General features: G+C 65.7%; 13 protein-coding genes and 1 pseudogene. 8 read left to right on the top strand and 6 right to left on the bottom strand.

Annotated elements, in window-relative coordinates; genetic code table 11:
* Positions 1-23: 23 nt before the first annotated feature.
* Positions 24-1,088 carry a homocysteine S-methyltransferase family protein gene (locus DFR45_RS13630; RefSeq protein WP_114484295.1) on the top strand — a complete coding sequence of 355 codons (1,065 nt, stop codon included), beginning with the start codon at positions 24-26 and terminating at the stop codon, positions 1,086-1,088.
* A gap of 84 nt (positions 1,089-1,172) precedes the next feature.
* Here DFR45_RS13630 and DFR45_RS13635 read toward each other — a convergent pair whose 3' ends face one another.
* The 3 genes from DFR45_RS13635 to DFR45_RS13645 form a co-directional block, all read right to left on the bottom strand.
* Positions 1,173-1,697 (bottom strand): TPM domain-containing protein, encoded by a 525-nt coding sequence (locus DFR45_RS13635; RefSeq protein ID WP_114484296.1) that lies wholly within the window; start codon positions 1,695-1,697, stop codon positions 1,173-1,175.
* 2 nt (positions 1,698-1,699) lie between these two features.
* Positions 1,700-2,578 (bottom strand): TPM domain-containing protein, encoded by an 879-nt coding sequence (locus DFR45_RS13640; protein ID WP_114484297.1) that lies wholly within the window; start codon positions 2,576-2,578, stop codon positions 1,700-1,702.
* 181 nt (positions 2,579-2,759) lie between these two features.
* Complete coding sequence (locus tag DFR45_RS13645) at positions 2,760-3,359, bottom strand: LemA family protein (RefSeq protein WP_114484298.1); 600 nt, start codon at positions 3,357-3,359, stop codon at positions 2,760-2,762.
* Between the two features lie 87 nt (positions 3,360-3,446).
* Between DFR45_RS13645 and DFR45_RS13650 the strand changes: the two genes are divergently transcribed.
* Entirely contained in the window at positions 3,447-4,088 is a 642-nt protein-coding gene (locus tag DFR45_RS13650; RefSeq protein ID WP_114484299.1) for a DUF2946 family protein, read from the top strand.
* Between the two features lie 272 nt (positions 4,089-4,360).
* Here DFR45_RS13650 and DFR45_RS13655 read toward each other — a convergent pair whose 3' ends face one another.
* Positions 4,361-5,041 carry a c-type cytochrome gene (locus DFR45_RS13655; protein WP_241659470.1) on the bottom strand — a complete coding sequence of 227 codons (681 nt, stop codon included), beginning with the start codon at positions 5,039-5,041 and terminating at the stop codon, positions 4,361-4,363.
* Complete coding sequence (locus tag DFR45_RS14780) at positions 5,038-5,865, bottom strand: outer membrane lipoprotein (RefSeq protein ID WP_114484300.1); 828 nt, start codon at positions 5,863-5,865, stop codon at positions 5,038-5,040. The genes DFR45_RS13655 and DFR45_RS14780 overlap by 4 nt, the downstream gene beginning before the upstream one ends.
* 211 nt (positions 5,866-6,076) lie before the next feature.
* Between DFR45_RS14780 and minC the strand changes: the two genes are divergently transcribed.
* From minC to minE, 3 genes are read left to right on the top strand one after another with little or no spacing between them, the layout of a single operon-like run.
* Positions 6,077-6,847: a septum site-determining protein MinC gene (gene minC, locus DFR45_RS13665; RefSeq protein ID WP_114484301.1), complete on the top strand. Its 771-nt coding sequence runs from the start codon at positions 6,077-6,079 to the stop codon at positions 6,845-6,847.
* Positions 6,848-6,906: 59 nt separating this feature from the next.
* The gene (gene minD / locus DFR45_RS13670) at positions 6,907-7,722 is read left to right on the top strand and encodes a septum site-determining protein MinD (protein WP_114484302.1); all 816 of its coding nucleotides are present in this window, start codon (positions 6,907-6,909) and stop codon (positions 7,720-7,722) included.
* A 3-nt stretch (positions 7,723-7,725) separates the two neighbouring features.
* A complete protein-coding gene (minE, locus tag DFR45_RS13675; protein WP_114484303.1) occupies positions 7,726-7,992 on the top strand; it encodes a cell division topological specificity factor MinE in 267 nt (88 codons plus the stop codon).
* A 108-nt stretch (positions 7,993-8,100) separates the two neighbouring features.
* Here minE and DFR45_RS14830 read toward each other — a convergent pair.
* Positions 8,101-8,280 (bottom strand): annotated as a pseudogene (locus DFR45_RS14830) (flavin reductase); the annotation flags it as partial.
* A gap of 201 nt (positions 8,281-8,481) precedes the next feature.
* Between DFR45_RS14830 and DFR45_RS13685 the strand changes: the two are divergent.
* The 3 genes from DFR45_RS13685 (at position 8,482) to DFR45_RS13695 (ending at position 11,424) form a co-directional block, all read left to right on the top strand.
* Positions 8,482-9,558 (top strand): patatin-like phospholipase family protein, encoded by a 1,077-nt coding sequence (locus tag DFR45_RS13685; RefSeq protein WP_114484304.1) that lies wholly within the window; start codon positions 8,482-8,484, stop codon positions 9,556-9,558.
* A gap of 159 nt (positions 9,559-9,717) precedes the next feature.
* The gene (locus DFR45_RS13690; RefSeq protein ID WP_241659471.1) at positions 9,718-10,173 is read left to right on the top strand and encodes a PACE efflux transporter; all 456 of its coding nucleotides are present in this window, start codon (positions 9,718-9,720) and stop codon (positions 10,171-10,173) included.
* 42 nt (positions 10,174-10,215) lie between these two features.
* A complete protein-coding gene (locus DFR45_RS13695) occupies positions 10,216-11,424 on the top strand; it encodes a threonine ammonia-lyase (RefSeq protein WP_114484306.1) in 1,209 nt (402 codons plus the stop codon).
* The last annotated feature ends 167 nt before the right edge of the window (positions 11,425-11,591 follow it).

Genomic DNA, 11,591 nt, shown 5'->3' on the forward strand with positions numbered 1-11,591 from the left:
CACACACTTTCTACAATCTGCACATGCCTCAACCTCACTACACCCGCGCCCAGCAGCTTCCCGACATCCTTGCCCAACGCATCGCCATCCTCGACGGCGCCATGGGCACCATGATCCAGCGTTTGCGCCTGAGCGAGCAGCAGTACCGCGGCGCGGGCTACGATGGCCCTGACGGCGCAGGCACGCGCTTTCTGGATTTTCCGCGCGAGGTCAAGGGCAACAACGAGCTGCTCAGCCTGACCCGGCCCGACGTGATCCGCGACATCCACGCGCGCTACCTCGCGGCGGGCGCGGACATCGTCGAGACCAACACCTTCGGCGCGACCTCGATCGCACAAGAAGACTACGGCATGGCGCAGCTCGCGTACGAAATGAACCTGCGCTCGGCGCAGATTGCGCGCGCCGCCTGCGACCAGTTCAGCACGCCCGAGCACCCACGCTTCGTCGCGGGCGCGCTCGGCCCCACGCCCAAGACGGCGAGCATCAGCCCCGACGTGAACGACCCGGCGGCGCGCAATGTGGACTTCGAGCAGCTGCGCGCGGCCTACTACGCGCAGGTGCAGGCGCTGGTCGAGGGCGGTGCCGATCTGCTATTGGTCGAGACGATTTTCGACACCCTCAACGCCAAGGCCGCGCTGTTTGCGATCGACGAGTTTTTCGAGGCGAGTGGCGAATGCCTGCCCATCATCGTGAGCGGCACGGTGACCGACGCTTCAGGACGGCTTTTGAGCGGCCAGACCGTCACCGCGTTCTGGTACAGCGTGCGCCACGCGCGCCCGCTCGCCGTAGGGCTTAACTGCGCGCTCGGCGCGGCGCTCATGCGCCCCTACATCCAGGAGCTGGCGCGCGCCGCGCCCGACACCTTCATCAGCTGCTACCCCAACGCCGGCCTGCCCAACCCCATGAGCGACACCGGCTTCGACGAAACGCCCGAGGTCACGAGCCGCCTGCTGCACGAGTTTGCCGCCGAGGGCCTGGTGAACATCGTGGGCGGCTGCTGCGGCACCACGCCCGAGCATATCCGGGCGATCGCGCATTCCGTGACCCAGGCGCCCGCGCGCCGCATGTTCTATCCGGCTGCGGCTTGACGGCTCTCAAAGCCTTTTTGCCGATTAGAGAAGATGCGACAAGCGCCAGCAGCTCCTTCATCAGGAGCATTTGCGGCGCTGTCGTCAAATGATCACGGGGCTGTCGGGCAATTCGTTGCGGCGCGCCTCGCCGCCCTGCGCGGGGAAGTGCCGCACCAGCAGCGCGTTCACTTCGTCTATGGCCAGCGCCAAGCCTTGCGCGTACTGGCCGGCGCGGAAGGTCTCGGCCATGCGCGCGACGAGGCCTTGCCATTGCTGTGCTGGCACATGCCGCGCGAGCCCGCGGTCGGCCACGATCTCGATCGCATGGTCTGCGAGCAGCAAGTAGATCAGCACGCCGTTGTTGTGCTCGGTGTCCCACACGCGCAGCTTGCCAAACAGCATCACGGCGCGCTCGCGCGGCGATGCGGCGCGGCGCAGGTAGCTCCAGGGCAGGCCGCCTTCGATCGCGATGCGGATCTGTCCGGTGTGCTGACGCTCGCTCGCTTGCACGCGCGCGGCCAGGTCTTGCAACAGATGTTCCGGGAAGATGCGCCGCACTTGCCCGTCATACCAACGATGGCGCAGCAGCCGGGGCCATGCCTTGCAGGCGCGGAAAAATGCTTGCATGTTCACCAATCCCCCGAAGCGCCGCCGCCGCCGAAGTCGCCCCCGCCGCCAGAGCGAAAGCCGCCGCCACCCAGGCCACCGCCCCAACCGCCGCCCCAGCCACCCGGTGGCCCGAGCACCACGCCGCCACGCGCAGCCAGCGCAAGCGCAAAGAAAAAGCCCAGCACGGCCATCACCGCGGCGAGCAGCAGACTGGTCGAGAGCCAGAACGTGAGGACACCCGCGGCGGCGCCTGTCAGCAGCGCGCCGACCGTGGTGCCAAAAAGCGCGCGCAAGACACTGCCACCCACACTGACCAGCACGAACAACAGCACGAGCAGCGAGCCCAAGTCCAGCTCCGCGCCGTCTTGCGCATTTTCTGGCGTGGGCGCGGGCAAAGGCTCGCCCGCGATGCGCGCCGCGATCTCCTGCACCGCTGCCTGCAGGCCCCCCGCGTAGTCGCCCGCGCGAAAACGCGGCTTCATGACCGCGTCGATGATGCGCGCGGCCGCGATGTCGGGGATGGCGCCTTCGAGCGCCTTGGCGACCTCGATGCGCATACGCCGGTCGTCCTTGGCCACGACGATGAGCACGCCGTCACCCACGCCGCGGCGACCTATTTTCCAGGTGTTGCCGACGCGGTTGGCAAAGCTCGCGATGTCTTCGGGCGCCGTGGTCGGCACGAGCAGCACCACGACCTGCGCACCATGCGCTTTTTCGAGCGCCGCGAGCTGCTGCTCGAGCGCCTGCTGCTCGGCCGCGCTCAGCGTGCCCGTCTGGTCGATCACGTGCGCCGTGAGCGCAGGCACGGGGCGCAAGTTCTGCACTTGCGCGTGCGCAGCGAGCACGCCAAAAACTACAATAAAAGTAGCTAGTGCAGTGTTCGACGCTATCTGCGACATAAAACCGCGTCTTTTTGGCCTGGGCCGCGTTGCAAATCCTCGCGATACCACCCGGTATCGCTGCGGTTTGCGCCTTGCCCAGACCAAAAATCCATCGGTTTTATTTGTCGCATCAAGCATCAAACACTGCACTAGCAGCGCTCGTAAAACCTTGCCGAAAGGCATAAAACGCTATGAATCTTCAAGGTTTCGAGGCGGAAAAGTCCACCTTGGGTGGTATGGCGATCTGCGCCTCATTGGCCACGCTGAATACGGGTTTGGGCTTGTAGCCAAACAGCATGGCGGTCAAGTTGGTCGGAAAACTGCGCACGAGCACGTTGTATTCCTGCACGGTCTGGATGTAGCGGTTGCGCGCCACGGCGATGCGGTTTTCCGTGCCTTCGAGCGTCACGCGCAGGTCGCGGAAAGCCTGGTTCGCCTGCAGCGTGGGGTAGCGCTCCGACACCGCCATCAGACGCGAGAGCGCGCCCGAGAGCTCGTTTTGCGCCTGCTGGAACTTGGCGAAGGCCTCGGGGTCGTTGAGTGTCTCGGGCGTCACCTGGATCGACGTGGCCTTGGCGCGCGCCTCGATCACGCGCGTGAGCGTCTCCTGCTCGAAATTCGCCTCACCTTTGACAGTGGCGACGATGTTGGGCACGAGGTCGGCGCGGCGCTGGTACTGGTTCAGCACCTCGCTCCAGGCGGCCTTGGATTGCTCGTCAAGGCGTTGGAAATCGTTGTAGCCACAGCCCGTGAGCAGCAGCGCCGTCGCGAGGAAAAGAAAAAGAAATAGGCGTTTCATAGACGACAGACCCTCCAAAAAGACGGCACACATTCTGCCCTACGCGCGCACTTCCGCAGGCCATCGTCCATGCGGCACAATGCCCGCATGGACGACATCGTGAAACAAGCCATGGCCAAGTGGCCCCAAGTGCCTGCCTGCTATGGCTGGCTCGGCTTGGACGCGCGCGGCCGCTGGTACCTGCGCGACGAGGCCACGCAGGCTGCGGGGCCGTTTCCGCAAAGCCGCGGCGCCCTGATCACGCACGAGAAGCTGATCGCTTTCATCCACCGCAACTACGAGCCCGACGAGGCCGGCCAGTGGTTCTTTCAGAACGGTCCACAGCGTGTGTTCGTCGAGCTCGAATCCGCGCCGCTGGTGTGGCGCGTGGAGGACGACTTCAGCGTGGTCGCGCACACGGGCCGCAGCGCCACCGTGCGCGAATGCGTGCTGGACGAGTCGGGGCGCCTGTACCTGGCGTGCGACCTGGAAACCGGTCAGACTTTGAGCGCCGATAGCGAAAAATGGGCCGCTGCGCCACATTCGCAGCCCGCGCTTCCAAAGTCCGGCAGGCCCCCAAGCTTTGGCATCGTGCACAGCCTGGACATTCTGCAAGCGGCGCAGGCCGTGGAACTGGGCCTGTGGACGCCCCAAGAGCTGCGCCAGGCCGAGCTGCCCGCGCGCTATGGCTACGTGCTCAGCCCGCTGGCGCGCCACCTGGGGCAAACGCAGGCTTGCACAACGCCTTAGCCCAAAAACATTCGCCCTTGCCTTGTGCTGCACGCAGCAGCCGGCAAGGGCGATGAGAAAAAAGTGAAGCATGGCCGCGCAATGCGGCCGATTTCAACCCAGATTGCCCATTAGGACGCGGGATGATGGCGAGGCGGCTGGCGAGCCAGTTTGGTCGCGGGTGAGGAGTGCATGGCCAGTGCCATGGACGACGAAGCCGCGGCCAAAATGGCCGGCAGCCGTCCGCCAGCGCCCGCGTAGGCGCGCAGCGCCGCCTAATGGGCAATCTGGGTTCAGTTAGCGCTCGCTGCCGCCTCTGGCGCTGCGGATGCGGCATCGGAAGCCGCAGCGGCCGGCGCAGCCGGCTCGGTGAACTTGGCGCCTGCAGCATTGGCCATATACGCGACGGCGCGCGCAATTTCCACATCGCTGTAATCGCTGCCACCGCGCGGTGGCATGGCGTTTTTGCCCTTGATGGCAGACTGCACGAGCGCCTCGAAACCGGGCTGGATGCGTGGCCCCCACGCTGCGGCATCGCCAAACTTGGGCGCCCCCGCCAAACCTGCGGCGTGGCAACCTGCACACACGGCTTTGTAAACCTCTTCTCCGCTTGCCAAGGGACGATTGGCATCGCGGATTTCCACCTGTCCCACTTTCTGAATGCGTGCGGCTACGGCCTTTTCGAGATTGTCGGCCCCGGCGGCAGGCTTGTTGCCCGAGCTGACGTACATGACCAGGCCGATGATGATGAATACCGGCACCACGAAGGCAAGAATCCCGGTGATCAACAACTGTTTGGGATTTTTGATCGGTCCGGTATGGGCTTCTTCGGCTTGGATATCGCTCATGGCATTCTCGAGTGCAATGGTGGGTAAAGTCGGCTTTTGATTATAAGCAACCGACTGCAACGCCACAGCAACGCCACGCGCCGCCCCACCTGCCAAGCGCGCCGCGCCGAAATGGTCGAAATTCACTGGGCCGGCGCGCCATCGGCAAGCCGAAAACTGCCACCCTCTACCACCACGGGTGATCCCACGGCAACGGCTTGCGCGCGATGAAAGTGGCGCACCGAGCCATCATCCATGCGCACGACGATGTCGTACGTCGTTTCGGTGCGGGTTTTCTTTTCGATGGTGTTACCCAGATAGCCGCCGCCCACGGCACCAGCGACCGTCGCCACGGCCCGTCCCGAGCCGCCCCCGATCTGGTTGCCCAGCACTGCACCGAGCACGCCACCAGCCACGGCACCCAAGCCCGTGGCCGGCGCAGATTTCTGGATGGGGCGCACCGCCTCGACGCGACCGCACACCGCGCACACAGGCGCCACCGGCACGGGCTGCGGCGCGGGCCCGGCGGCGACGATGGGCGCTACGGGTGTGGGAGGCGCCGCGGACTCCGCTGCCGTCTGCGGCGCCGCCTTGTGTGCGGGGCGGACGGCCTTGGCGACATGGGTGCGCGCTGCGGGTGTCGCTTCTTTGCTCGTCGCGGCTGGCGCGGACGCATCCGTTGCCGCAGATGCTCCTTCTGAAGGAGCGGATTGCGCTTGCTGCGCGGTGCTTTGCGGTGCTTTTTCTTCGATGACCTCGGACTCCGGTGTGCGCTCGGCCACGGCTTCGCGAGCCTGCATTTCGGAGGCGGCCTTGTGCTGCTGCGCGATCAAAGTGCCGCCCAGCGCAAGGACGGCCAATGTGAGTGCGCCCACCGCGCCCCAGAGCCATTTGAGTGCCGCAGGCGCAGGCGCGGCTGCTGGCTGCGAGGTGCCCGCAGGCGGGTTCGAAGACGGAAATGGTGTGCTCATCGTTCTCTCTCCTCATCAATGTATACAGACTGGTTTCGAGATGGTGGCGGCAATTCGTCAAATGCAAGCCGTGAAGATGTGAGCGGTTTGTAAATTTTGCGCGCACTTTTCTATGCCTTCGTGCAGCGCGCGGCCGTGGGGTGCGTGCTGCGCCCATTACACTCGGCGCCATCGCACGTGCCCTCGTGCTTTTGCCTTTTTCATACCTCCCATGGCCTTGGACACTGCGGGTGCAGACCGCACCAGTTTTGAACTCAAAAGCGCGTCGCTGCCTGTGGTGGCGGTGCTGCTCAAAACGGCCGATCTGGCGCAGGTGGCGAGCGAGCTCGCTGCGCGCCTGGCCGCCGACCCGGGGTTTTTCGACAACGACCCGGTGCTGATCGACCTGACTGCGCTGCGCGAGAGCGACGCACCCATCGACTTTAGCGCGCTTGGCGCCCTGCTGCGCCAATACCGCACGCAACCCGTGGCGGTGCGCGGCGGCAGTAGTGCACAAATGGCCGCCGCCCACGCTGCAGGTTTGGTGGCCGCCCCCGATGCGCCTGCCGCGCGTGAGCGCGGCGCCAGTGCAGCGCCGCAGCCCCCCGCGCGCGCGGTCGAGGTCGTGCGCGAAGTGGTACGTGAGGTGGTGCGCGAAGTGCCCGGGCCCGGCGCGGCCGCCGTGGTGATTGATAAGCCGCTGCGCTCGGGCCAGCAGGTCTATGCACGCGGCGCCGACCTCGTGGTGCTGGCGGTGGTGAGCTTCGGCGCCGAGGTGATCGCCGACGGCAACGTACACGTCTATGCGCCGCTGCGCGGGCGCGCCATCGCGGGCGCGCGCGGCAACACTGAGGCGCGCATCTTCAGCACCTGCATGGAGCCGCAGCTCGTCTCGATTGCCGGCATCTACCGCACCACCGAAACGGCCCTGCCCGCGCAAGTGCTGGGCAAGCCCGCGCAGGTGCGCCTCGAAGGCGAAAAGCTGCTCGTCGAGCCACTTTGATTACCATTCACGGCTCTGACACCCATTCACATCCTCATCCCTCAGGGACTTTGCAACACATGGCCAAAATCGTCGTCGTGACCTCCGGCAAAGGTGGCGTGGGCAAAACCACCACCAGTGCCAGCTTTGCCTCCGGCCTCGCGCTGCGCGGCCACAAGACCGCAGTGATCGACTTCGACGTCGGTCTGCGCAACCTCGACCTCATCATGGGCTGCGAGCGCCGTGTGGTCTATGACCTGATCAATGTGATCCACGGCGAGGCCAACCTGAACCAGGCGCTGATCAAGGACAAGCAGTGCGACAACCTGTTCATCCTCGCCGCGAGCCAGACGCGCGACAAGGACGCGCTCACGCTCGAAGGCGTCGAAAAGGTGCTCAAAGACCTGGCCGATATGGGCTTTGAATACATCGTCTGCGACTCGCCCGCGGGCATAGAGACCGGCGCGCTCATGGCCATGCACTTCGCCGACGAGGCGCTGCTCGTGACCAACCCCGAAGTTTCCTCGGTGCGCGACTCCGACCGCATTCTGGGCATGCTGGGCAGCAAGACCCGGCGCGCCATCGAAGGCGCCGAGCCCGTCAAGGAGCACCTGCTCATCACGCGCTACAACCCCAGCCGCGTGCAGGACGGGCAGATGCTCTCGCTCGAAGACATCCAGGACATTCTGCGCATCAAGTTGATCGGCGTGATCCCCGAATCCGAAGCCGTGCTGCAGGCGTCCAACCAGGGCATTCCGGCGATCCACCTGCAAGGCACGGACGTGGCCGAGGCGTACAAAGACGTGGTCGCGCGCTTTCTGGGCGAGGAAAAACCGCTGCGCTTCGTAGAAGCCGAAAAGCCCGGCTTTTTCAAGCGCCTGTTCGGGGGCCGCTGAGCCATGGCCTCTTTTCTGTCCTTTCTGCTCGGCGAGAAAAAGAAGACGGCCACCGTGGCCAAAGAGCGCCTGCAAATCATCCTCGCGCACGAGCGCAGCGGCCGCAACGACGGCCAGCCCGACTATCTGCCCGCACTGCAACGCGAACTGATGGCCGTGATTTCCAAATACGTGGCCATTGACCCGAACGACATCAAGGTGCACCTCGAACGCCAGGACAACCTCGAAGTGCTCGAAGTGAAGATCGAGCTGCCCGAAGCCGGGCGCTGAAGCGCGCACATTTTTCAATAAAAAACGGGTATTGAGCCCATCCAGCTTGCGCAAGCAGCTCTTTTTACAAGAGCATCAAAGCGGGTGCTCGGTGTAAAAGCGCCCGCCGAGGTACACGAGCGGCGCCAGCCACGTCGAGTGGAACGAGCTCGCCGTCAGTCCGACCATCTCACCCCCGGCCCCGCGCGCCGTGACGATGGTCACGCCCGTGGCGAACATGCCCAGCGCCGCACGGAATTCGCGCGACGAAAACGCAGGCGCGCGGCCTGCAAGGAGCGCAGCATCAATGGGGACATGGGTCGTCAGGCCACGGCGGATAAAGCAAGGCGGCCGCCATGACTGGCAGCCATGGTTCGCCTTGCCCGAGGGTGGGTGTTGGGCGAAGCCGAGGCGCATTGCCTGCCGCGCATCCATCCGAGACGCCTCACGCAAAATATGCAAGGTGTGCGTCACACTACGGCCTCGCCGCCCACACCAAGAAACAAGCCCATGCCTCCACCAGAACCCGCCAGCACCTTCCACGCCACCCCGCCGCGCGTCGGCGTGGCGCTGGGCAGCGGCTCGGCGCGCGGGCTTGCGCACATCGGCGTGTTGCGCGCGCTGCAAGAGGCCGGCATCGCCGTGGACTGCGTAGCGGGCACGAGCATGGGCGCGGTGGTCGGCGCGGTCTATGCGTCGGGCAAGATCGAGCGCATGGCCGAGCGGCTGCGCAACCTCGACTGGGCGGGCATCGTCGCGCTGCTCGATCCGGTGTTTCCGCGCTCAGGGCTGATCGACGGCCAGCGCGTGGCCGAGTTCGTGCGCGCCCACGTGCCGGGCGCGCTGATCGAAGACCTGGCGCTGCCCTTTGCCGCTGTGGCCACCGACTGGGAAACCGGCGCCGAAGTGGTGGCGCGCAGCGGCGAGCTGACTGAGGCTGTGCGCGCGAGCATTGCTGTGCCCGGCATCGTCACGCCGGTGCGCAGCAACGGCCGCCTGCTCGTCGACGGCGGCCTGGTCAACCCGGTGCCCGTGAGCGTGGCGCGTGCATTGGGCGCTGAGGTAGTGATCGCGGTGGACCTGAACCACGACATCGTAAGCGGCCGGCGCAACCGTGTGGCAGCAAAGGGTCGGGGCGTCAATGGGAATGGCACGAATGGGAGCGGCGTCAACGGCAATGGCGCGGCCAGTGCTGGCATGGCAGGCGGGAACGGCGAGGGCAATGGCGGCCACGGCAAAACCAGCGGCACTGCGCTCACGCCCATCCTCACGCGCCTGCTCGACAGCCTGCGCGCCAAAGAGAGCCCCATGTTCGCGCAAATCAGTTCCTGGCTGCGCCGCACGCCGCAGGAGCCGCTGCCCAGCATCTTCGAGGTGCTGCTGGGTTCGCTCTACATCATGCAGGCGCGCATCACCGAAGCCAGCCTGCAGCAAGACCCGCCCGACATCCTGATCCAGCCGCCGCTGGGCGCGGTGCGCTTCATGGAGTTCGACCGCATCGAGGAGATCATCGACATCGGCTGGCGCAGCGCGCGCGAGCAGCTCGCGGCGCAGTGGCCCGCTGTGGCGGCGCGGGCACGTCAATAGCTATCGTTTACGTAGCAAAAAATGGATAATGTTTTAGCTATTTAGTGTTTGTCAAACCAGCGCGAACAGCTCTGTAAAAAAGAGCGAAAACCATCTAATCATGGCGCTCGTCGCCACCGCGCGCATGGCGTGCGCCGGCAAGGATTACAGTCTTGCCCTATGCCAAATTCACCTATGGCGCCGTTGCTGTGCTCTTTGCAAGGGCCTTGGCGGCGCGTGATCTTCGTCGCCACGTACGAGTCCATCGCGATCGCCGTCTCGGCGCTGGGCTTCATGTGGGCCACGGGGCAGGGCGCGGTGCATTCGGGCGTGATCTCGGTCGTGTGCTCGGTGATCGCCATCGTGTGGAACCTGTTCTTCAACACGCTGTTCGAGCGCTGGGAGCGCCGCCAGCGCGTGCGCGGGCGCAGCCTGGCGCGGCGCGTGGCGCACGCCATCGGCTTCGAGGCTGGCCTGTCGCTCGTGCTGGTGCCGCTGCTCGCCTGGTGGTTTGACGTGCGCCTGTGGCAGGCGCTTGTGATGGACTTCGGGCTGCTGCTGTTTTTTTTGGCCTATACCTTCGTCTTTACCTGGGCGTTCGACCACCTGTTCGGCCTGCCGGCAGCAGCGCGCTGAAGCATATCGGCGCGCATATCAGATCAGCCCACAATACGCCCCATGCTCACCCTGCACGACATCCAACAAGCCGCCGCACGCCTGCGTGGGCAGGTGCTCGAGACGCCTTGCGTCGAATCACGCACGCTCAGCGAGGTGTGCGGCGCGCAGGTGTTCCTGAAGTTCGAAAATCTGCAGTTCACCGCCTCGTTCAAGGAGCGCGGTGCCTGCAACAAGCTCGCCCAGCTCACGCCCGAGGAGCGTGCGCGCGGCGTCATCGCGATGAGCGCGGGCAACCACGCGCAGGGCGTGGCATTTCATGCGCAGCGACTGGGCATTCGGGCGGTGATCGTCATGCCGCGCTTCACGCCGGGCGTGAAGGTGGCGCGCACTCGCAGTTTCGGCGCCGAAGTCGTGCTGCACGGTGACACGCTGGACGCCGCCCGTGCGCACGCGCAGTCACTCGCGGCCGAGCAGCAGCTGGTGTTCGTGCACCCCTACGACGACGAGGCCATCATGGCCGGCCAGGGCACGCTGGCGCTCGAAATGCTCGCCCAGCAGCCCACCATCGACACGCTGGTCGTGCCTGTGGGCGGCGGCGGGCTCATCGGCGGCGTGGCCACAGCGGCCAAGGCACTGCGCCCCGACGTGCAGGTGCTGGGCGTGCAGACCATGCGCTTTCCGGGCGTGTTCAACGCCCTCACGGGTAGCGCTCTGCCGCAGGGCGACAGCACCATCGCCGAGGGCATCGCCGTGAGCGGCCCCGGCGCACACTGCCTTCCAGCCATCCGCGCGCATGTGGACGAGGTACTGCTCGTCGATGAGGGCGACGTGGAGCAGGCCATCGTCATGCTGCTCGAGATCGAGAAAACCCTGGCTGAAGGCGCGGGCGCCGCGGCCCTGGGCGCGCTGCTACGCCAGCGTGCGCGCTTTGCCGGGCGCAAGGTGGGGCTGGTGCTCTCGGGCGGCAATATCGACCCGCTGCTGCTCGCGGCCATCATCGGGCGCGGCATGGTGCGCTCAGGCCGCCTCGTGCGCCTCGTTGTGAGCACGCGCGACGTGCCCGGCTCGCTCGCGCGCATCACCGCGCTGGTGGCCGAGGCCGGCGCCAATGTGCAGGAAATTCACCACCAGCGCGCCTTCACGCCGCTCGCAGGGCAGTACGTGGACATCGAACTCGTGCTGCAAACGCGCGACAGCGCGCATGTGCAGGAGTTGCTCGCCACCTTGGCCGCCCAGGGCTTGCGCGCGCGGCTACTGGCGCAGGGCTGACGATTGAATTTGCCAACTGCTGTAAATCAGTAGGAGTTTGGCTACCGCTGCGAATTGGCGATGAAGCTGGTACCCCCCAAAAAAACACCCCCCAAGCCGAAGGCGAGGGGGGAGTTGCAGGAGGAGCCTGACGATGACCTACTTTCGCACGGGGAACCGCACTATCA

It is taken from the genome of Extensimonas vulgaris, assembly GCF_003337425.1.
Classification (GTDB): Bacteria; Pseudomonadota; Gammaproteobacteria; order Burkholderiales; family Burkholderiaceae_C; genus Extensimonas; species Extensimonas vulgaris.

Bases quoted from the DNA above. Each gene is read 5' to 3' on its own strand.
- DFR45_RS13630 (WP_114484295.1), top strand. From the start codon at position 24: ATGCCTCAACCTCACTACACCCGCGCCCAGCAGCTTCCCGACATCCTT.
- DFR45_RS13635 (WP_114484296.1), bottom strand. From the start codon at position 1,697: ATGCAAGCATTTTTCCGCGCCTGCAAGGCATGGCCCCGGCTGCTGCGC.
- DFR45_RS13640 (WP_114484297.1), bottom strand. From the start codon at position 2,578: ATGTCGCAGATAGCGTCGAACACTGCACTAGCTACTTTTATTGTAGTT.
- DFR45_RS13645 (WP_114484298.1), bottom strand. From the start codon at position 3,359: ATGAAACGCCTATTTCTTTTTCTTTTCCTCGCGACGGCGCTGCTGCTC.
- DFR45_RS13650 (WP_114484299.1), top strand. From the start codon at position 3,447: ATGGACGACATCGTGAAACAAGCCATGGCCAAGTGGCCCCAAGTGCCT.
- DFR45_RS14780 (WP_114484300.1), bottom strand. From the start codon at position 5,865: ATGAGCACACCATTTCCGTCTTCGAACCCGCCTGCGGGCACCTCGCAG.
- minC (WP_114484301.1), top strand. From the start codon at position 6,077: ATGGCCTTGGACACTGCGGGTGCAGACCGCACCAGTTTTGAACTCAAA.
- minD (WP_114484302.1), top strand. From the start codon at position 6,907: ATGGCCAAAATCGTCGTCGTGACCTCCGGCAAAGGTGGCGTGGGCAAA.
- minE (WP_114484303.1), top strand. From the start codon at position 7,726: ATGGCCTCTTTTCTGTCCTTTCTGCTCGGCGAGAAAAAGAAGACGGCC.
- DFR45_RS13685 (WP_114484304.1), top strand. From the start codon at position 8,482: ATGCCTCCACCAGAACCCGCCAGCACCTTCCACGCCACCCCGCCGCGC.
- DFR45_RS13690 (WP_241659471.1), top strand. From the start codon at position 9,718: ATGCCAAATTCACCTATGGCGCCGTTGCTGTGCTCTTTGCAAGGGCCT.
- DFR45_RS13695 (WP_114484306.1), top strand. From the start codon at position 10,216: ATGCTCACCCTGCACGACATCCAACAAGCCGCCGCACGCCTGCGTGGG.